Raw genomic sequence first — 20731 nt, forward strand, 5'->3', positions numbered from 1 at the left:
GCAAGCAGGGCTCCATGACCAGTCTTGAACTCCGGCAGATACAAAAGAATTATGGCACCTATCATGCACTGCGCGGCATTGATCTCAGCGTCGAACACGGCGAGTTCATTGTCACCGTCGGGCCGTCCGGTTGTGGCAAGTCAACGCTGTTGAAGATCATTGCCGGGCTTGAAACCGTTTCGACCGGTGAAATTCTCATCAACAACCGTGATGTCACCACCACCGAGCCGGGTGAGCGCGGCATTGCCATGGTTTTTCAGTCTTATGCGCTTTACCCGCATATGACCGTCGCCGAGAACATGGGTTTCGGCCTGCGCATGGCGCATCGCCCCAAGGCCGAGATCGATGCCGCCGTGCTGCGAGCCGCCAAGATCCTTCGCATTACCGACCAGCTCGACAAGCGGCCGAAACAGCTTTCCGGCGGCCAGCGTCAGCGTGTGGCGATTGGCCGTGCCATAACCCGCTCGCCCGACGTGTTCCTGTTCGACGAACCGCTATCCAACCTTGACGCAGCGCTGCGCACGCAGATGCGCGTCGAGCTTTCCGATCTGCACGCCAGGCTCGGCGCCACCATGGTCTATGTCACGCACGACCAGACCGAGGCGATGACAATGGCGAGCCGTATCGTCGTGCTCAATCGCGGCTCGGTCGAGCAGGTGGGCGCTCCGCTCGAACTCTACCGCAATCCGGCCAATCTCTTCGTCGCGGGCTTCCTCGGCGCACCCCGAATGAATTTTTTCGAAGTGACCGTCGCCGCTGTCTCCGGCGGCGCCGCCACGCTGTCGACCGCCGGTCTTTCTCCTTTGGCTGTCGAACTGACGGAAGCGGCATCCGTACAGGTCGGCGATAGGGTGACAATGGGGATTCGGCCGGAGAGCATCAGCCTGGCCGCGGAAGGGACAGCGAGTTTTGCAGGACGGGTGCGGCTGGTCGAGCATCTCGGCCGCGAGACCATCCTCTATGCCGACGCCGGCCCGCTGCAATGCGTCAGTTCTGAAAGCGGCAGCGGCAACGTCACCGTCCAGATCGGCCATGCGAGCGCTGTCTCTGCCGACGCGACCGTCGGCTTAAAGGTCGAGCCGCGTGACGTCTATCTCTTTTCCTCTGTCGATGAGCGGACCATCAGTGCCCGTAAACCCACCATCACCGACTGACCTGCAGGAGTATCCTTCGTGAACAAGACTTCAAACGGCCGCGCCCTGTCGGTCTGGCGGACGATCCAGACCGACCGCTTTCTGGTCGGCGCGCCGCATTACCCCGAGCATGTGGACGAGAGTTACTGGGACAATGACGCCAGGCGCATGGCCGAGGCCGGCTTCAACGTCGCCCGCCTCGGCGAATTCGCCTGGCACATTTTCGAACCGCGTGAAGGCACCTTCGATTTCGACCTGTTCGACCGGGCAATCGAGGGCCTCGCGCGTCGCGGCGTCAACACGATCCTGTGCACGCCGACCGCCACCCCGCCGCGCTGGCTGACCGCAAAGCATCCGGAAATCCTGCGGCTTGATGGAAATGGCCGGTCGATGGGCCACGGCTCGCGCCAGTATGCCGACACCAGCAGCCCGGTGTTTCGCGACTATAGCCGCAAGATTACCAGGGCGATGGCGGACCACTACCGCGACAATGCAAATGTCATAGGCTGGCAGACCGACAACGAACTCAACACCAGCATGCCGGAATCCTATTCGCCGTCGGCATTGAAGGAATTCCAGGCTTATCTCCAGGAAACCTACAAGACGATAGACAGGCTGAACTTCGCCTGGGGTGGCGATTTCTGGGCGACGGCTTACGGCGATTTCAGCGAAATTGTCTTCCCGCTGGATTTTTCCCCGTCCTTTCCCGGTCCCGGTCACCTCCAGGACTACCACCGTTTTCTCGCGTTTTCGACAGCACGGTTCCAGCACGACCAGGTCGAGATCCTGAGAGCCACGAATGCCGGTTGGTTCATCTTCCACAATCTCGGCGGATTGCGCGATATCGATTTTCGAGGCCAGTTCTCCACCGATCTCGACTTTGTCGGCTACGATATCTACCCGTTCCTCTATGACGAGTTCTTTCGCCTCGGCAACCACGCCAAGATCCAGGCACTGCATCTCGACATCTGCAGGGGATTTTCCGGCAACTACATAGTGCCGGAACAACAGTCAGGTTTTGGCGCCCAGCCGGGCTTCTGCACGCTGACGCCGGAGCCGGGCGAAATGCGACGCATGGCGATGTCGTCCGTTGCGCGTGGCGCCGATGGCATCATGTTCTTCCGCTGGCGTCCCGCGCATTTCGGCGCCGAGATATACTGGATGGGCATCATCGATCACGATGATGTCGCTCGCCGCCGCTACGACGAAGCGAGGCAGTTCGCCACCGAGATGACGGCGCTTAAAGACAAGATCCTAGGCACCCATGTGCGGATGGATGTCGGCATCGCCGGCTCGGACTTCGACAATCAGGAAGCCCACAAAACCTTCCCGATCGGCTTGCCGAGCCCGCAGGACGACGCAACCTTGCTGCATCAGTATTGCTATGACCGCGGCATCGCCTGCGGCTTCATCCACCCGGAAGACGATCTATCGAAGCTCAAGGTGTTCTACGTGCCGCATTGGGTGATCTGGAAGGACAACTGGACCGAGCGGCTGCAAGTCTTTGCCGAAAATGGCGGTATCATCATCATCGGCGCGCGCACGGGAACCCGCGACGAAAACAACCACGTCATCCGCGAGACAGCGCCGGGCCGGTCGCTGTCGAAGCTGACCGGTGTTCGCGTCGAGGATTTCGGGCGGCTGGCGGCACCTGGGGCTAATGGCCTGTTCAACACCATGTCGCGCTCCGGCGGGCTCGTCATTCCTCCCGACAGACCGGCCGAATCCAGCCGCCGCATCCGTCGTTATACCTTCGGCAACCACGAGTTCGATGCCGGTTATTTCTATGAGAACCTCGCAGTCGAACCGGAAGTCGAAATTATCGGGGTTTGGTCGAACCGCTACGCGGTGGGAGCGCCTGCAATCACTTCCCGCGCCGTCGGCAAGGGCCGTGTGCTCTATGTCGGCACCTACCTGACTCCGGAACTGACGGCTCAGCTCGCAACCCGCACTTTCGCCGACGCGAACGTGGAGCCTCTGGTTCCGGATCTGCCGGACGGCGTCGAGGTGACGATGCGCGAGAATGATGAACGCCAGCTTCTGTTCATGCAAAACATCAAGGACACGCCGGTTGCGGTAACCGGCGTTCCCGCCGGCAGCAACCTGCTCGACGGCAAAAGGCCTGTCTCCGGAGTGCTGACCCTGGACGGCTATGGCTGTGCTATCATCGAATTGATCTGATGCGATACGATATGCCGCCAGCAGGTTCAAGATAGAAGAAGAGGGAGGTCAGTTTCCAGTCCACAGAATATCGAAAATGGTGAGAGCGTTGATTTTTTGGTAATGTTCTACTGGGAGATTTGGTAGACTGTTGACAGAGGAGGAGAAATTCTGTGGACGAGATGCCGAAAACTACTCGGAATTTGCGTTTCTCCCTGGCGCTTGGAATCGTGTCCTGGCTGTTGCTCGGTTCGTCCGTTCCGGCCGCGGCTGCCAGAGGATTTTCTGAGAGCGCATTTTGGCGATGGCCAGATGTCGCTTGAGCGGATCGTCGGCGGCCAATCCAACCCGACCTATTTCGTCGACTACGGCGGCCGCCGCATGGTGCTGCGCAAGAAACCTCCGGGACCGATCCTGCGCGGCGCTCATGCCGTCGATCGCGAATACAGGGTGATCGAAGCGCTAGCGGCGACAGAGGTGCCGGTGCCGCGGCCGGTGCTCTTTCACGACGGCGACGAGCCGCTCGGCACGCCATTCTACCTGATGCAGCGGCTCGACGGCCGGGTGTTCCACGATGGCTCGTTGCCGGGACTGGCGCCGGACGAGCGGCGCGGCATCTATTTTGGCATGGCCGAGGCGCTGGCAAAACTGCACGCAGTCCGGCCGGAAGAGGTCGGGCTCGGCGATTATGGCCGTCCCGGGAACTATTTTGAACGACAGATCGCGCGCTGGACCAGACAGTTGCGGGAATCGCCGAGCGAGCGCATCACCGCGCTCGAAGCCGTCGCCGAATGGCTGCCGCGACATCTTCCGCCAGATGACGGCCACGTCTCGATCGCGCATGGCGACTTCCGTTTCGGCAACCTCATCTTCCATCCCGAGCGGCCCGAAGTGATCGGCATACTCGACTGGGAGTTATCGACCCTTGGCCATCCGCTTGCCGATCTCGGCTTCTGCTCGATGCCCTGGCATTCCTCGCCTGACGAATATGGCGGCATCCTCGGCCTCGATCAGGCAGCGCTCGGCATTCCGACACAGCGCGAATTCCTCGATCATTACTTTGCCTACGCAGTGCTGACGGCGCCGCTGCAGCACTTCCATCTGGTGTTTGCCATGTTCCGCTTTGCCGTGATTTTCGTCGGCATCGCCGACCGCGTGATGGCCGGCAGCGCGGTTGCGGCCGATGCGGCCGACGTGTCGCCGCTGGCCGGCCGTTTTGCTGCACGCGCCATGGAAGTCATCGATGGCACGCGGCCCTGGTGAGGAGAGGCTGGCAATCAGCTGAGCGAGCCGCACGCGATACGCGTTCAGTTCATTCGAACTTCCGGTTCCGCCAGCAGTGGAATCTCCAGGCCACGCCGCAAGCCGGTCGCGACGACCGACACCCTGAATTTTCCGGCGAGTGCCTTGTCGAAGATGGCGCCGACGATGATGTCGGCATCGTTGTCGACCTCCTCGCGGATGCGGGTAGCCGCTTCATCGACCTCGAACAGCGTCATGTCCATGCCGCCCGATATCGAGACAAGGACGCCCTTGGCGCCCATCATCGAAGCTTCGTCGAGCAGCGGGTTGGCGATTGCCGCTTCCGCCGCCTTCTTGGCACGGCCTTCTCCGGCGGCCTCGCCGGTTCCCATCATGGCGCGACCCATGTCGCGCATCACCGACTTCACATCGGCGAAGTCGAGATTGATCAGCCCTTCCTTGACGATCAGATCGGTGATGCAGCCGACACCTGCATAGAGAACCCGGTCGGCCATGGCGAATGCGTCGGCGAACGTGGTTCTGGCGTCGGCGATCCTGAACAGGTTCTGGTTGGGGATGACGATGACGGTATCGGCGCTTTCGCGCAGGCGCTCGATGCCGTCATCGGCAGCGTGCATGCGGCGCCTGCCTTCGAAGACGAATGGCTTGGTGACGACGGCGACGGTCAGTATTCCAGCTGCCCGCGCTGCCTGCGCTATAACAGGCGCGGCACCTGTTCCGGTTCCACCTCCCATGCCGGCGGTCACGAAGCACATATGCGTTCCAGCAAGGTGATCCATGATCTCGTCGATGGATTCCACGGCCGCGGCACGGCCGACCTCGGGCAGGGACCCGGCGCCCAGACCTTCGGTGATATGAGCGCCCAACTGGATCAGCCTCGTTGCCTTCGACATGGCAAGGGCCTGGGCATCGGTGTTGGCGACGATGAATTCCGCGCCCTGCAGGCCTTCGGCGATCATGTTGTTGACGGCGTTGCCGCCGCCGCCGCCGACCCCGACGACGGTGATCTTAGGCCTCATCTCCGAGATTACCGGCCTCGTCGCGGTGTTCATTGCCGTTCTCCCTGGATACGCCGAGTGGTCGCTGGAAGCTTGTCCCGGGCGCACTGCGAAAACTTTGAACCGGGCAGTGCGAATCAGAACAGCCCAGAATGCAGGGAATCAGAGCGCGGAGCGGGCTGCAAGTGCGCGATGTGCCTCTTAGGCGACTTGCGCCTGAAAGTTCACGCAATGCGCCTCAGATCGTGGCGCGGGCGCCGCACGCTACAACTTCGGCGCGAGGCGCTGCGCGACATGATCGGCAATCGCCAGGCAGGAGGTCAGGCCGGGGCTTTCGATGCCGAACAGGTTGAGCAGGCTGTCCACGCCATGCACCGCCACGTCCTGGATGACGAAGTCGGCATTGGCCTCACCGGGACTGGACAGTTTTGGCCGGATGCCGCTATAGGCGGGCTGCAGGCTGCCATCGGCCAGGTTCGGCCAGTATTTGCGGATCTCGCTGTAGAAGCGCTCGCCACGAGCTGGATCGACGCGATAGTCGAGTTGATCAGTCCATTCGACGTCCGGCCCGAAGCGGGTGACGCCGTCGAGATCGAGCGTCAGATGAACACCGAGTCCGCCTGGTTCGGGTACTGGATAGATCAGCCGCGAGAAGGGCGCCCGGCCGGCCACCGAAAAATAATTGCCTTTGGCGTAATGGAGCTTTGGCACGAACTGCTGATCTAGCCCTTCAAGCGAGCGGGCAAGCGCTGCGGCGCTAAGCCCGGCCGCATTGACGAAGCGTGTGGTAGCGGTCTCGAAGCGCTCGCCGCCGGTAGCGTCCACCGTGTCGAGCACGACGCGGCCCGCTTCGATGCGGCCGGCGGCGACGCGGGTGTTGAGGCTGAGTGCCGCCCCGTGCTCCTCGGCATCAGCCAGCAAGGCAAGCATCAGGGCATGGCTGTCGACGATCCCGGTGGCCGGCGACAGCAGCGCCGCCGTGCACTTGAGGCTGGGTTCCAGCGCATGTGCCTCGGCTTCGCTCAAGGGCGCCAGGTCGCCGGCGCCGCAAGCGCGCGCATTGGCCCGGATCGAGGCGAGCACCGGCTCCTGTTCGGCATTTGTGGCGACGATGAGCTTGCCGCAGCGCAAATGCGGGATCGCACACTCGTCGCAGTAGCGATAGAGCTTTTCCCGGCCCGCCACGCAGAACCGGGCTTTCAGCGATCCAAGTGGATAGTGGAGGCCGGCGTGGATGACCTCGGAATTGCGCGCACTTGTTCCGGTGCCGATGGCGCTCTCGGCTTCCAGCACCAGCGTGTCGATGCCGCGCTTCGCCATCTCTCGCGCGATCGCCAGGCCAACGACGCCGGCGCCGGCGACAATGCAGTCGATTTGGTCCACGATCAGGTCAAGCCGAAGTTCTGCATGCGTCCATCCATCCGCTGGCCCTGTCGAAAGCGCTTGACACTATATCGTTCGAGAAAGATGCATCAAACCGCATAATGCACGGGGACCTGCCGAGCCGGACCGGCGGCGGAACTGTTTCTGCGTGCAGCACAGGAGCCGTCATGGACGCACGACCGAATTCGCCCGAAGCCCGCGACATAAGCTATCACATGCATGGCTACACCAACGCCCGCAAGCATCAGGAGGCAGGGCCGCTCGTCATCGAGAAGGGCGACGGCATCTATGTCGAGGACCTCGCCGGCAACCGCTATATCGAGGCGATGGCCGGGCTTTGGAGCGTCGCGGTCGGTTTTTCGGAGAGGCGGCTGGTCGATGCGGCGGTACGGCAAATGTCGAAGCTGCCTTACTATCACGACTTCGGCTCCAAATCGCATTCGCCGCTGATCGATCTCGCCGAGAGACTGGTGCAGATGGCGCCGGTGCCGATGAGCAAGGCGTATTTCACCAATTCCGGCTCCGAGGCCAACGATACGGCCATGAAGATGATCTGGTACCGGTCGAATGCGCTCGGCCAGCCGGCGCGCAAGAAGATCATCAGCCGCAAGAAGGGCTATCACGGCGTCACCATTGCCTCGGCGAGCCTGACCGGACTGCCCAACAACCACATCTCGTTCGATCTGCCGATCGCCAATGTGCTGCATACCTCGACACCGCACCATTGGCGTGAGGCGATGCCGGGTGAGAGCGAAGAGCAGTTTTCGAGCCGGCTCGCCGACGAGCTGGAAAAGCTGATCCTGGCCGAAGGACCGGAAACCATCGCCGCCTTCTTCGGCGAACCGATCATGGGTGCTGGCGGCGTCATTGTTCCGCCTTCCGGCTACTGGGAAAAGATCCAGGCGGTGCTGTCGAGATACGACATCCTGCTGGTCGCCGACGAGGTGATCTGCGGCTTCGGCAGGACAGGTGAGATGTTCGGCTCGCAGACCTTCGGCATCAGGCCCGACATCATGGTGCTGTCGAAGCAGATCTCTTCGTCCTATCTGCCGATCTCGGCCTTGCTGATCAACGACAAGGTATTCCAGCCGATTGCCGACGAAAGCAATCGTATCGGCACCTTCGGCCATGGCTTCACCGGCGGCGGCCATCCTGTTGCGGCAGCGGTCGCGCTCGAGAACCTGAAGCTGATCGAGGAGCGCGACCTTGTCGGCAATGCGCGTGCGGTCGGCGCGCATATGCAGAAGCGGCTGCGCACGCTCGCTTCGCACCCGCTTGTCGGCGAGGTGCGCGGCATCGGCCTGATCGCGGCGGTCGAACTGGTCGGCGACAAGGCGAACAAGGCGCCGTGGGGGAAGACCGGTGAACTGGGCGGGCTCGTCAACGGCTTCATGCAGCAGAACGGCGTCATCTCGCGCAATATGGGCGATGCGCTGGCTTTCTGCCCGCCGCTGATCATCACCGAGCCGCAGGTCGACCAGGTGATCGACGCGTTTGAAGGATCGCTCGAGGCTGCCGTCAAGCAGGTCCGATCGCCAAGCTGATTGCGCTATTTAGCGATGCCGACCGCATCCGGCACGACGACCAGCTTGCCAACGAAATCCTTGGCGATGAAATCGGCTTGGGCGCGATGGAAATCGGACAGCTTGTAGACGCCGCCGACCAGCGGCCGGATCTTCTTCTCCTCGATGTAGCGCACGATGCGGCGGAAATCCGCCCGTGTGCCCTGGCTCGAGCCATGCAGTTGCAGCTGTTTCAGATACATGGTGCGCAGATCTAGCTGCACGACGGGGCCGGCAATTGCACCAGCCGTGGTGTAGCGGCCTTCCGGCCTCAAGATGCGCAGGAGGTCGTTGAAGATCGCGCCGCCGACCAGATCGGCGACGACGTCGATCGGCTGGCCCCCGGTCGCCGCGCTGACGGCGGCCGGCAGATCGGCAACGCCACGGGTGATCACCGCCTCGGCGCCGATGTCACGCACGGCCTGTTCCTTGCCCTTGCCGGCAATTGCATAGGGAATGGCGCCGCGCGCCCGCGCCAGCTGCACGATGCCGGAGCCGACGCCGCCCGAGGCGCCGGTGACCAGCACACGCTCGCCGGCTTTCAACGCGGCGCGTTCCAGCATCTGCTCGCCGGTGAGATAGGCGCAGCAGAAAGTGGCGAGCTCGACATCGCTAAGATCAGTGTCGACGACATGGGCGTTCTCGGCAGGCACTGTCTGGTATTCGGCATAGCCGCCGTCGCGGCCATGGCCCATATAGTCGATGTCGGCCAATGAATCGTCGTCGCGATTGTAGATAGAGAAATCGACCATCACCCGCTCGCCGATGCGGGCCCGCGACACGCCGTCGCCGACGGCAACGATGTTGCCGACCGTGTCGGTGCCCTGGATGCGCGGGAAGGTCAGCGTATTGCCCTGTCGACGCCAGGTCGACACAGCGGCGGCATCCTCCTCAGTGCCATACGCGCCCTGTCGCACCCAGACATCGGTGTTGTTCATACCGCAAGCGGTGACCTTGACCAGCACCTCACCCGGGGCGGGCGAGGGTACTTTGACGTCGGTGCGGTAGATGAGCTTTTCCGGTCCGCCGTGCCCGATCAACTGCACGGCGGCCATGGTGGCGGGGATGGTCTTGGTCATGGCATTCATGTCGGTTCTTCAGATGTTGGCATGTCGGTTCTTCAGATGTTGGCAAACACGCTCTTCACCGCATCGGCCGTCTTGGAGACGACGATGTCTGCCTCTTCCCGCGTCAGGCAGAGCGGCGGCGCAAAACCGAGAATGTCGCCCTGCGGCATGGCGCGGCCGATGACGCCGCTTGCCGCAAGCGCGGTCGCGATCTGCGGACCGATCTTCTGCGAGGCATCGAAGAACACGCGATCGTTCTTGTCGGCGACGAACTCGATTGCCGCCAGCATGCCGTCGCCGCGCACCTCGCCGACGTTTTTGTGGCCACCGACGGCTTTCGTCAGCTCGGCGCGGAAATAGGCGCCGGTCTCGCCGGCGTTCCGTACCAGGTCCATCTCGTCGATCAGTTCCAGGTTGGCGACGCCGGCGGCGACGCAGATCGGATGCGCCGAATAGGTCCAGCCATGGCCGAGCGAGCCGAGCTTGTCGGAACCCTGCACCAGCACCTGCCAGACCTTGTCGGAGACGATGACTCCGGAGAGCGGCGCATAGGCCGAGGTCAGGCCTTTGGCGATGGTAATCAGGTCGGGCTTGATGCCGTAATGGTCGGAGCCGAACATGGTGCCCAGCCGGCCGAAGCCGGTGACGACCTCGTCGGCAACCAGCAGCACGTCGTACTTCTTCAGCACCGCCTGGATCTTCTCCCAGTAGCCGGCCGGCGGCGGCACGATGCCGCCGGTGCCGAGGATCGGCTCGCCGATGAAGGCGGCGACCGTTTCCGGCCCTTCGGCCAGGATCATCTCCTCGAGCTTGTCGGCGCAGTATTGCGAAAACTGCTCCTCGCTCAGCGAGCGGTCGGCGCGGCGGAAATAGTAGGGCGCCTCGGTGTGCAGGACCGGCGCACGCGGCAGGTCGAAGGCGTTGTGGAAAAGGTCGAGGCCGGTCAGCGATCCGGTCATGATGCCGGAGCCGTGATAACCGCGCCAGCGCGAGATGATCTTCTTCTTCTCGGGCCGGCCGAGCACGTTGTTGTAGTACCAGATCAGCTTGATGTTGGTTTCGTTGGCGTCGGAACCGGAGAGCCCGAAATAGACCCTCGACATGCCTTGCGGCGCGCGGTCGATGATCATCTTGGAAAGCGTGATCGATGCCTCGGTGCCGTGGCCGACATAGGCATGGTAATAGGCGAGGTTCTTGGCCTGTGCGGCGATTGCGTCGGCGATCTTCTGGCGGCCATAGCCGACATTGACGCAGTAGAGCCCGGCGAAGGCGTCGATGCTCTTCTTACCGGTATTGTCCCAGATGGTGACGCCTTCGCCACCGGCAATCACACGCGTCGGGCTCTCGCCACGCGCATGGGTGCCCATATGGGTCGAGGGATGGAAGAAGTGATCGCGATCCCAGGCGGCGAGTTCGTTTGACTGGTCGAGCATTTTTTTACTCCTGAGAAAAATGTGTCGGGCGCGGCTCACGCAACGTCGAGGCAGAGATATTTGAGATCGGTAAAGGCTTCGAGCCCGTGACGCGAGCCCTCGCGGCCGATGCCGGACTGCTTGACGCCGCCGAACGGGACCGGCGCGCCGGTGATCTTGACCCGGTTGATGGCGACCATGCCATAGTCGAGCGTGCGACCCATGCGCAATTGCCTGCCGCCATTCTCAGTCACGACATAGGCAACCAGGCCGTATTCGGTGGCGTTGGCGCGGGCGATGACCTCGTCCTCGCTGTCGAAAGGCGTCACTGCCGCAACCGGACCGAAGGTCTCCTCGCGCATGATCAAAGCGTCGTCTCCAACGTCGGCAAGCACGGTCGGCTGGTAAAACAGCGGCCCGGCCGGATGGCGCTTGCCGCCGGTCAGGCAGCGCGCGCCTTTGGCCAGCGCATCGGCGACCTGCTCCTCGACCTTCTTGACGGCGCGTTCATGCATCAAGGGTCCGATTTCGGTGTCGTCAGCCAGGCCATTGCCGGCCCGCAATGCCTGGACGCGTTTGGCGAAAGCAGCGCAGAACCGATCGTATAGCGGACGCTGGACATAGATGCGGTTGGCGGCGAGGCAGTCCTGGCCGGAGGTGGCGAATTTGGCGTCGACCGCGATGGCCACAGCCTTGTCGAGATCGGCGTCGGCGAAGACGATCAGCGGCGCATGACCGCCGAGTTCCATCACCAGACGCTTCATCGTCGGCGCACTCTGCGCGGCGATCAACCTGCCGACCTCGGTCGAGCCGGTGAAGCTCATGGCGCGAACGCGCGGGTCTTCGCACATCCGCCCAACGATGGTCGAAGCCTTGCCGGTGAGGACGTTGAACACGCCAGCCGGCAGGCCGGCACGTTCGCCAAGCTCGGCCAGCGCCAGTGCGGACAGCGGCGTTTCCGAGGAAGGGTGCGCGGCGATGGTACAGCCGGCGGCAAGAGCGGCAGCCGCCTTGCGGGTCAGCATGGCCGCTGGAAAATTCCACGGCGTGACCACGCCGACGACGCCGAGCGGCTCGCGCCGCACCATCATCTCCGCGCCCGGCAGATGACTGGTGACGCTTTCGGCGTTGAGGCGTTTGGTCTCCTCGGCATACCATTCGACAAAAGAGGCGGCGTAGTCTATCTCGCCGAGCGATTCCTTCAGCGGCTTGCCTTGTTCTAGCGTCATCAGCAGCGCCAGATCATTTTTGGCGGCGACGATCAGATCGAACCATTTGCGCAAGATTTTCGAACGTTCCTGCGGCAGCAATGCGCGCCAGGCGGGAAAGGCGCGCGATGCCGCATCGATCGCCGACGTCGTCTGCCGGGCATCGAGCGCGGCAACGAAAGCGACGGTGGATCCGGTGGCCGGATCGGTCACCTCGAAACTCTCCGCGGTCTCGCTTGCCGTCCAGTGGCCATCGACATAGGCGAGTTCACGCAGCAGCCGTCGGTCGGCGAGGCGATCAAGCGCTTCATGGCGCTGCGAGCGGGCAAAATGTGCGGACATCATCGGGCTCCCGGTTCGGGTGACGCCGCAAGACTATCTCTGCCGCGCAAACAGAGAGGCTGTTTCGGTGCCTGCACGTAGAGGGGTTGTCTCTATTGCATCGCCCGGGCAGACGATCTCTCCTGTATCAGGAAGATGCGGGCAGCAGATCGGCCACTGGCAGCACACTCTCCTCCTTCACCGTCTTGGTGACGATGTAGGTGAAATAGCGGTCTATGCCGATCTCGCGTTCGAGCAGAGTGTCAACCAGCCGCTGATAGGCGTCGATGTCGCGCGCCATCACCTTCAGCAGGTAATCGACGCCGCCACCGACAGACCAGCAGGCGACGATCTCGGGGATGTCGCGGATGACGCGCTCGAAACGGTCGAAATCGGCCTGGCGGTGGCTGGCCAGCGTCACCTCCATCAGCACGGTGGCGACCGGCGCGATGGCACGCATGGCGATCCTGGCGTGATAGCCGGAGACGATGCCGGCCTTTTCCAGCTTGCGCAGCCGCATCCAGCACGGCGTCGGCGACAGGCCGACCTTCTCGGCCAGCGCCAGCTTGGTGATGCGGCCGTCGCGCTGGATGGCCTCGAGGATTTTCAGGTCGATCGGATCGAGTTTCGCTGCAGCCATGATCGTCCACTTCCAGTGCCGGACACCATGACGGCGCATTATTTCGATTGTCAATTGCACTGATTTCGATCTCTAATAAGTCATGACATTTTGGCGTCCAGATCCCGCTCTTATCCGGCGGCCGGCCTATCAATCGCTCGCCGACCAGTTCGCGCGCGCCATCCACGACGGGCGCCTGGCCAATGGCGCCCGGTTGCCGACGCACCGGCAGCTGGCCGACGATCTCAAACTTTCCGTGCAGACGGTCAGCCGCGCCTATGAGGAACTGATCCGCCGCGGGCTGGTGTCCGGCGAGGTCGGCCGCGGCAGCTTCGTGCAGACGCAGCGCCGCGAGCCGGAGCCGCCCTATTTGCCGGAGCGGCTGGGTGAGGTCATCGACCTCTCTATCCTGAAGCCGGTCTGCGAACCGATGCATCTGGAGCGGCTGAAGCAGGCGCTGGGCTGGCTCGCCGAAAACCTGCCGTCGAGCTCGGCGCTGTCGTTCAGGCCGAACATGGTGTTCCCGCGCCACCGCGCGGTGGGTGTCGAGTGGCTACGCTTCTGCGGCCTCGACGCGTCGCCGCAGAACATCAGCCTGACCAACGGCGCCACCGCAGGGATGACAGTGGCGCTGATGAGCGTGGCGCCGCCCGGTTCGACCGTCGCCACCGAGGCGATCGGCCATCACACACTGATCCCGCTGGCGCGTTATCTCGGTTTCAACCTCGAGGGTTTGCCGATCGACGACAATGGGCTGATCCCGGAAGCGCTGGACGAGGCCTGCCGGCTGTCGGACATCCGCGCGGTGTTCGTGCAGCCCTCGGTGATCAACCCTACGGCGACGCTGATGGACGCCGCCCGGCGCGAACAGATTGCCGCCGTTGCGCGCAGGCATGACATCGCCATTATCGAAAACGACGTCCTCGGCCCGCTGGTCGAGGACCGGCCGCCGCCGGTCGCGGCGTTTGCACCCGAGCGCACGCTCTACGTCACCTCCTTCACCAAGATCGTGGTGCCGGGCCTGCGCATCGGCTATCTCGCGGCACCCGATCGTTATGTCGCCGCGGTTGCCAACCGCCACCTCGTCTCGAACTGGATGGCGACGCCGCTGGTGGCCGAGATCGCCACCAAATGGGTGACCGACGGCACCGCGATGGAACTCGTTCGATGGCAGCGGATGGCTTTGCGGCGGCGTCTGGACATCGCCGCCGAGGCGCTCGCCGGAGTGGACTATCGGGCTCATCGCGACGGGCTGCATGTCTGGCTGCAACTGCCCGATGATCGCGGCGAGGAAGGCTTTGTTTCCCAGGCCCGCCTGCAGGGCGTGGCGATCGCGCCCGGCACGTCGTTTCGCATTTCGCAGATGCCTTGGCATCCAGCCGTGCGGATTTCGCTGGGCTCGACCACGGAGGGGGAACTGCGTGCCGGTCTCGGCGTTGTCACCAAGCTTCTGCTCGGCGATCCCGAGCATCTCCTGCTTGCGATCTAGGCAACAATTGGCGGGGAATTGTGCGGAGTCCGAAATATCGTCATGATATTATTTTCTTGATTGACATGATTTGCCGCGATCCGCATCGTTAAAGGCACAGCTTCTCCATCACGGGAAATTCATTGTCGGCGCCCATCATCAAGATCGACGGCATTTCGAAAAGCTTCGGCACCTTCAAGGTGCTGGATGGCCTCTCGATGCAGGTCATGCCCGGCGAGAAGCTGGCGCTGATCGGCCCGTCGGGTTCGGGAAAAACGACGATCCTGCGCATACTGATGACGCTAGAGCGTATCGACAGCGGCCATATTCAGGTCGACGGCGAGCAGCTGTACCACATGGAGCGTAACGGCCGGCTGCTGACGGCGGATGAACGGCATTTGGCAAAGATGCGCCAGAAGATCGGCATGGTCTTCCAACTGTTCAATCTGTTTCCGCACAAATGCGTCATCGACAATGTGACGCTGGCACCGATGCTGACCAAAGGCATGCCGCGGGCCGCCGCCGAAAAGCGGGCGATGGAGCTGCTCGACATGGTCGGCATGGTCGACAAGGCCAAAGCGATGCCGGCGCAGCTTTCCGGCGGACAGAAGCAGCGCGTCGCGATTGCCCGGGCGCTGGCGCTGTCGCCGAAGATCATGCTGTTCGACGAGGTCACCTCGGCGCTCGACCCGGAACTCGTCGACGAGGTGCTCAACGTCATGCGCAAGCTCGCCGCCGAGACCGACATGACCATGCTGCTGGTCACCCACGAGATGGGTTTCGCCCATGACTTCGCCGACCGGGTGCTGTTCTTCGATCGCGGCAGAATAGTCGAGGAAGGCAAGCCCGACGAGATTTTCCGCCATCCCAAACAGGAGCGTACGCAAGGTTTCCTGAAGAAGATCATTGCGGCCGGACATCGGGTCTGACTGCCATGCGAGGCGGCGACGCCTCAAGCAAGCCAAGAAGACAGACAAACAAGGAGTTGGGAACAATGAAGAAATTTGCCATTTTGGCCGGCGTCGCCGGTATTGCGCTGACGGCGGTGCTGGCCGCCTCGACGACCGGCTCGGCCGATGACAGCAAGCTCGAAGAGCTCAAGGCGCAAGGCTTTGCCCGCGTCGCCATCGCCAACGAGCCGCCCTATACGGCGGTCGCCGCCGACGGCAAGGTCTCGGGTGCGGCGCCTGACGTTGCCCGTGAAATCTTCAAACGCCTTGGCGTCAACGACATCGTCGCCTCTATCTCGGAATATGGTGCCATGATCCCCGGCTTGCAGGCCGGCCGTTTCGACGTCGTCACCGCCGGCCTGTTCATGAAGCCGGAACGTTGTGCTGCGGTCGCCTATTCGGAACCGGTGCTGTGCGACGCCGAGGCGATGCTGGTGAAGAAGGGCAACCCGAAGGGCTTCAAGAGCTACGAGGACGTCGCCAAGGACACCAGCGCGACGATCGGCGCACCCGGTGGCGGCACAGAGGAAAAGCTGGCGCTCACCGCAGGTGTGCCGCGCGAGCGCGTCATCGTCGTGCCGGACGGCCAGAGCGGCCTGAAGATGCTGCAGGACGGCCGCATCGATGCCTATTCACTGCCAGTGCTGTCGATCAACGACCTGGTCAAGAAAGCCAATGATCCGAACCTCGAAGTCATCGCGCCGGTGGTCGGTGCGCCGGTCTATTGCGATGGCGCGGCCTTCAAAAAGGGCGACGAAGCGCTACGTGATGCCTATGATGTCGAGCTGGCGAAACTGAAGAAGTCCGGCGAGTTCGCCAAGATCATCGAACCCTACGGCTTCTCGGCGGCGGCGGCGATGTCGACGAGCCGCGACAAGCTCTGCTCGGCGAAGTAGGCGCGTTCTTCCTTCTCCCCGTTGACGGGGAGAAGGTGGCCCGAAGGGCCGGATGAGGGGCGACGCCCAGCTTTTGACAGATTGGCTCTGCCCCTCATCTGCCTGCCGGCATCTTCTCCCCGTGAACGGGGAGAAGGACGCTGAAGTGATCGCCTCGCCAAATATTCAATGCGGAGCCCTTTCGACCAATGACCCAATGGTCCGGCTATTTCGGCCTGATTTTGCAAGGAGCGCTTGTCACCATCGAGCTGACGCTGATGGGGTCGGTGCTGGCCTTGATCATGGCCTTTCTTGCCGGGCTGGGGCGGCTGTCGCGGTTTTTTGTGCTACGCGCGCTGGCCACCGCCTATATCGAGTTCTTCCGCGGCACCTCGATCTTCGTGCAGCTGTTCTGGGCCTATTTCGTGCTGCCTTTCGCCGGCATCTCGCTGACGCCGCTGCAGGCCGGCGTGCTGGCGCTGGGCCTGAATGTCGGGGCCTATGCGGCGGAAGTGGTGCGCGGCGCCATCAAGTCGATCGGCCGCGAACAATACGAGGCCTGCACCGCGCTCAATCTCGGCCGCTGGCAAGCCATGCGCCATATCATCCTGCCACAGGCACTGCTGGTGATGCTGCCGACCTTCGGCAACAACGCCATTGAATTGCTCAAGGCCACCGCCGTCGTCTCGCTGATCTCGCTTGCCGACCTGACCTTCCAGGCGCAGGTGGTGCGCTCGCAGACCGGCAACACGCTGGTGCCGTTCAGCACCATTCTCGTCATCTATTTCGTGCTGGCGCTACTCATCTCATGGGGCGTGCGGTCGCTGGAACGCCGCATGGCGCGCGGCCTCGACGGGGTGCGCGTCTGATGGATCGGGCTCTGTAATGGAATGGGATTGGGATTTTGTCCGGCAGATCCTGCCGACGCTGATCCAGGGGGTGAAGATCACCATCCTGGCGACGCTGCTCGGCTCGGTGCTGGCGGCCATCGTTGGGCTGGGCATCGCGTTGGCGCGCCGTTCGCCGAACAGGGCTCTGTCGCGCACGATCGGCTTCCTTGCCGAGTTCATCCGCGGCACGCCGCTATTGGTGCAGCTCTATTTCATCTTCTACGTGCTGCCGGATTTCGGCGTCCTGTTGCCGCCGCTGGTGGCGGGCGTCATCGGTCTCGGGCTGCATTACGGCACCTACACAGCCGAGGTCTACCGCGCCGGCATCGATAATGTGCCGCGCGGCCAATGGGAAGCGGCCAAGGCCTGCAATCTGAACGCCACGCAGACCTGGACGCACATCATCATGCCGCAGGCGATCCCGCCGATGATCCCGGCGCTTGCCAATTATTTCATCGCCATGTTCAAAGAGACGCCGCTGCTGTCGGCGATCACCGTGCTGGAACTGATGAACCAGGCCAAGAGCGTCGCCAATACCTATTATCGGTATATCGAACCGATCACCTTGGTCGGCGCCTTCTTCCTCGCCATCAGCCTGTTCTCGGTGGTGCTGCTGCGCTGGCTGGAACACCGTTATGGGCGGATCGAACGATGAGCGCTGCACCCGATATCCGCCTGCGCTCGGCCCGTCCAGCGCTCGATGCACGTCCGCTGGAAAAGCGGGTCGGCCTGATTATCCTTGCCACCGACCATACGAGCGAACCGGATTTTCACCGCATGGTGGCAAGCGATCGTATCGGCGTCTATGTCGCGCGTATTCCCTACGCCAACCCGACGACGCCGGAGAATTTGCGCAAGATGCAGCCGTCACTGACGGCGGGCGCGGCCCTGATCCTTCCTGACGAACCGCTCGATGCGATCTGCTATTCCTGCACCTCGGCCTCCGTCGTGATCGGCGATGCCGAAATCGAGGCGGCGCTGAAGGCCGCGAAACCCGGCGCGCCGGTGGTGACGCCGCCGATGGCCGGAGTGCGCGGCCTGAAGGCGCTGGGCGCCAGGACAATCAGCATCCTCACCCCCTATACGGTCGAGACGAGCCGGCCAATGGCGGCCTATTTCGCGGCACACGGTTTCGAGATCGCCAGCTTCACTTGCCTCGGCTTCGAGGATGACCGCGAGATGGCGCGGATTGCGCCGAAATCCTTGGTCGATCTGGCCCGCGAGGCGACGGCCCCGCAGGCCGACGCGCTGTTCGTGTCCTGCACGGCGCTGCGGTCGGCGCTGGCAGTTGTCGGTATGGAAGAAGCCATCGGCCGTCCCGTCGTCACCAGCAACCAGGCGACAGCCTGGAATTGCCTGCGGCTTTGCGGCGACGACGAGCCACGCCCCGAATTCGGCCGCCTGATGACGCTGCCGTTGAACTGATTGCAGAGCCATGACCACGTCCAGGATAAGCCTCTCCGACATCCGCGCCGCACGCGAGCGCATCGCAGGCAAGGTCGAGCGCACGCCGACCGTCACTTCCCCGAGTCTTTCCCAACACTTGGACGCTCCTGTTTATCTCAAGCTCGAACATCGGCAGACCACCGGCGCCTTCAAGTTGCGCGGTGCCTCGAACGCTATCGCCTCGTTGACAGACGAGGAGAGCGCGCGCGGCGTCGTCGCGGCCTCGACTGGCAACCATGGCCGGGCGCTTGCCTATGCCGCTCGACTGCAAGGCATCCACGCGACGATCTGCATGTCGCGGCTGGTGCCTGAGAACAAGCTCGAGGAAATCCGTCGGCTCGGCGCCCAGATCCGCATCGTCGGCAACAGCCAGGACGATGCGCAGCGGGAGGTCGAACGGATGGTCGCGGAAGAGGGGCTGATCATGCTGCCGCCTTTCGATCATCCTGCGGTCGTTGCCGGGCAAGGAACACTTGGGCTGGAGATCATGGAACAAGTTGCGGACGCCGCGCTGGTGTTGGTGCCGCTTTCCGGCGGTGGGCTGGCGGCTGGCGTTGCCGCTGCCGTCAAGGGCGTCAGCCCAGCAACGAGGGTCATCGGCGTTTCGATGGCGCGCGGTGCGGCGATGAAGGCAAGCCTCGACGCCGGGCATCCGGTGTCGGTCGAGGAACTGCCGACGCTGGCCGACTCGCTCGGCGGCGGCATTGGGCTCGACAACCGGCTGACCTTCGCCATGTGCCGTGATCTGCTCGATGATGTGATCCTGCTCAGCGAGGACGAGATCGCCGCCGGCATCCGCCATGCTTATGAGCAGGAGCGCGAGATCGTCGAAGGCGCCGGCGCGGTCGGCATTGCGGCTGTGCTTGCCGGCAAGGTCGGGGCGAACGGCCCTACAGTGCTCGTGCTGTCCGGCCGCAACATCGACATGACACTGCACCGCAAGATCATTTGCGGCGAAGCAATTGCGGAGAGCGCAGCATGAGCCGGATGACGATCCTCACCGAAGCTGAATTGCGCAAGATCGTGAAGCTCGATCTCGATGCCGTCGCCTGTGTCGAGAACGCGTTTCGCGCGCTCGCCACCTTGCCGGTGGCGATGCCGCCGATCCTGCGGCTCGACATTCCCGAGCATCGCGGCGAGGTCGATGTCAAGACCGCCTATGTGCCGGGCATCGACGGTTTTGCGATCAAGATCAGCCCCGGCTTTTTCGATAATCCGAAGCTCGGCCTGCCTAGCGTCAACGGCATGATGGTGCTGCTGTCGGCGAAGACCGGGCTGGTCGAGGCGCTGCTGCTCGACAATGGCTATCTCACCGACATCCGCACGGCGGCGGCCGGCGCGGTCGCCGCCAAACATCTGTCGCGTCCGGACTCCTCCGTTGCCGCAATCTTCGGCGCCGGTGTTCAGGCCGGACTGCAGCTCGAGGCGCTGATGCTGGTGCGGTCGATCACCGAGGCTCGGATCTGGGCAAGGGATGCCGCCAAGGCCGAAGCCGCGGCGGACGCATTGTCCGAAAGACTGGGCATCGCCGTTCACGCCGAGCCGGACGCGGCAAAGGCTGCGGCCGATGCCGACATCATCGTCACCACGACGCCGTCGACCGAGCCGCTGATCAAGGCCGGCTTCGTCTCCGCCGGCCAGCACATCACCGCGATGGGCTCGGACGCGGAGCACAAGAACGAGATCGCGCCGGCGATCCTGCGCATGGCCGACCTCTACATCGCCGACAGTGCGAAACAGACGCGGCGCCTGGGCGAACTGCACCATGCCATCGTGGCGGGCGTGATGGCGGCCGATGCCGAGATCACCGAGCTTGGCCACATCATCGCCGGCGAAAGGCATGGCCGGCGTTCGGACAGCGACATCACCATTGCCGATCTGACCGGCACCGGCGTGCAGGACACGGCGATCGCCACGCTCGCCCGCGACCGTGCGCGTGCAGCCAAGACCGGTACGATTTTCGAAAGCTGATACCG

18 protein-coding genes are annotated in these 20731 nt (G+C 63.2%); 12 read left to right on the forward strand and 6 right to left on the reverse strand.

What is annotated here, in order from left to right; all coding sequences use genetic code 11:
* Nucleotides 1–14: 14 nt before the first annotated feature.
* The 3 genes from NKI50_RS08105 (at nucleotide 15) to NKI50_RS08115 (ending at nucleotide 4556) form a co-directional block, all read left to right on the forward strand.
* Entirely contained in the window at nucleotides 15–1154 is a 1140-nt protein-coding gene (locus NKI50_RS08105; RefSeq protein WP_352716146.1) for an ABC transporter ATP-binding protein, read from the forward strand.
* 18 nt (nucleotides 1155–1172) lie between these two features.
* A complete protein-coding gene (locus NKI50_RS08110) occupies nucleotides 1173–3314 on the forward strand; it encodes a beta-galactosidase (protein ID WP_352639428.1) in 2142 nt (713 codons plus the stop codon).
* 291 nt (nucleotides 3315–3605) lie between these two features.
* Complete coding sequence (locus tag NKI50_RS08115; protein WP_352716149.1) at nucleotides 3606–4556, forward strand: phosphotransferase family protein; 951 nt, start codon at nucleotides 3606–3608, stop codon at nucleotides 4554–4556.
* Nucleotides 4557–4600: 44 nt separating this feature from the next.
* Here the strand turns inward: NKI50_RS08115 and ftsZ are convergent, their stop codons facing one another.
* The gene (gene ftsZ, locus NKI50_RS08120; protein ID WP_023720665.1) at nucleotides 4601–5608 is read right to left on the reverse strand and encodes a cell division protein FtsZ; all 1008 of its coding nucleotides are present in this window, start codon (nucleotides 5606–5608) and stop codon (nucleotides 4601–4603) included.
* 210 nt (nucleotides 5609–5818) lie between these two features.
* Nucleotides 5819–6937 (reverse strand): NAD(P)/FAD-dependent oxidoreductase, encoded by a 1119-nt coding sequence (locus NKI50_RS08125; protein WP_352716152.1) that lies wholly within the window; start codon nucleotides 6935–6937, stop codon nucleotides 5819–5821.
* 167 nt (nucleotides 6938–7104) lie between these two features.
* Between NKI50_RS08125 and NKI50_RS08130 the strand changes: the two genes are divergently transcribed.
* On the forward strand, nucleotides 7105–8481 hold the full coding sequence (locus NKI50_RS08130; RefSeq protein WP_352639431.1) for an aspartate aminotransferase family protein: 1377 nt from the start codon (nucleotides 7105–7107) through the stop codon (nucleotides 8479–8481).
* A gap of 5 nt (nucleotides 8482–8486) precedes the next feature.
* Here the strand turns inward: NKI50_RS08130 and NKI50_RS08135 are convergent, their stop codons facing one another.
* The 4 genes from NKI50_RS08135 to NKI50_RS08150 all read right to left on the reverse strand — a co-directional run bounded on the left by NKI50_RS08135 (nucleotide 8487) and on the right by NKI50_RS08150 (nucleotide 13147).
* The gene (locus NKI50_RS08135; protein ID WP_352639432.1) at nucleotides 8487–9587 is read right to left on the reverse strand and encodes an alcohol dehydrogenase family protein; all 1101 of its coding nucleotides are present in this window, start codon (nucleotides 9585–9587) and stop codon (nucleotides 8487–8489) included.
* A 32-nt stretch (nucleotides 9588–9619) separates the two neighbouring features.
* Nucleotides 9620–10999: an aspartate aminotransferase family protein gene (locus tag NKI50_RS08140; RefSeq protein WP_352494465.1), complete on the reverse strand. Its 1380-nt coding sequence runs from the start codon at nucleotides 10997–10999 to the stop codon at nucleotides 9620–9622.
* Nucleotides 11000–11034: 35 nt separating this feature from the next.
* Nucleotides 11035–12528 carry an NAD-dependent succinate-semialdehyde dehydrogenase gene (locus NKI50_RS08145; protein WP_352639433.1) on the reverse strand — a complete coding sequence of 498 codons (1494 nt, stop codon included), beginning with the start codon at nucleotides 12526–12528 and terminating at the stop codon, nucleotides 11035–11037.
* 127 nt (nucleotides 12529–12655) lie between these two features.
* A complete protein-coding gene (locus NKI50_RS08150; protein ID WP_352548887.1) occupies nucleotides 12656–13147 on the reverse strand; it encodes an Lrp/AsnC family transcriptional regulator in 492 nt (163 codons plus the stop codon).
* A gap of 82 nt (nucleotides 13148–13229) precedes the next feature.
* Here NKI50_RS08150 and ehuR point away from each other — a divergent pair, with 82 nt between their 5' ends.
* The 8 genes from ehuR (at nucleotide 13230) to NKI50_RS08190 (ending at nucleotide 20726) form a co-directional block, all read left to right on the forward strand.
* Nucleotides 13230–14615, forward strand: coding sequence for a MocR-like ectoine utilization transcription factor EhuR (gene ehuR, locus NKI50_RS08155; RefSeq protein WP_023720657.1), 1386 nt, complete (start codon nucleotides 13230–13232; stop codon nucleotides 14613–14615).
* Nucleotides 14616–14737: 122 nt separating this feature from the next.
* Nucleotides 14738–15523, forward strand: a complete 786-nt coding sequence (ehuA, locus tag NKI50_RS08160) for an ectoine/hydroxyectoine ABC transporter ATP-binding protein EhuA (protein WP_352524912.1) — start codon at nucleotides 14738–14740, stop codon at nucleotides 15521–15523.
* A gap of 65 nt (nucleotides 15524–15588) precedes the next feature.
* Nucleotides 15589–16440 (forward strand): ectoine/hydroxyectoine ABC transporter substrate-binding protein EhuB, encoded by an 852-nt coding sequence (ehuB, locus tag NKI50_RS08165; protein ID WP_352484026.1) that lies wholly within the window; start codon nucleotides 15589–15591, stop codon nucleotides 16438–16440.
* Between the two features lie 188 nt (nucleotides 16441–16628).
* Nucleotides 16629–17288, forward strand: coding sequence for an ectoine/hydroxyectoine ABC transporter permease subunit EhuC (gene ehuC / locus NKI50_RS08170; RefSeq protein ID WP_023720654.1), 660 nt, complete (start codon nucleotides 16629–16631; stop codon nucleotides 17286–17288).
* Nucleotides 17289–17304: 16 nt separating this feature from the next.
* Nucleotides 17305–17964 carry an ectoine/hydroxyectoine ABC transporter permease subunit EhuD gene (ehuD, locus tag NKI50_RS08175; RefSeq protein ID WP_023720653.1) on the forward strand — a complete coding sequence of 220 codons (660 nt, stop codon included), beginning with the start codon at nucleotides 17305–17307 and terminating at the stop codon, nucleotides 17962–17964.
* Nucleotides 17961–18734, forward strand: a complete 774-nt coding sequence (eutA, locus tag NKI50_RS08180) for an ectoine utilization protein EutA (protein ID WP_352639437.1) — start codon at nucleotides 17961–17963, stop codon at nucleotides 18732–18734. The genes ehuD and eutA overlap by 4 nt, the downstream gene beginning before the upstream one ends.
* Nucleotides 18735–18744: 10 nt before the next feature.
* Nucleotides 18745–19737: a hydroxyectoine utilization dehydratase EutB gene (eutB, locus tag NKI50_RS08185; protein WP_352716158.1), complete on the forward strand. Its 993-nt coding sequence runs from the start codon at nucleotides 18745–18747 to the stop codon at nucleotides 19735–19737.
* Nucleotides 19734–20726 (forward strand): cyclodeaminase, encoded by a 993-nt coding sequence (locus tag NKI50_RS08190; protein WP_031194480.1) that lies wholly within the window; start codon nucleotides 19734–19736, stop codon nucleotides 20724–20726. Before eutB ends, NKI50_RS08190 begins: the two co-directional genes overlap by 4 nt.
* The last annotated feature ends 5 nt before the right edge of the window (nucleotides 20727–20731 follow it).

This window comes from Mesorhizobium sp. M0563, assembly GCF_040321065.1.
Taxonomy (GTDB): domain Bacteria; phylum Pseudomonadota; class Alphaproteobacteria; order Rhizobiales; family Rhizobiaceae; genus Mesorhizobium.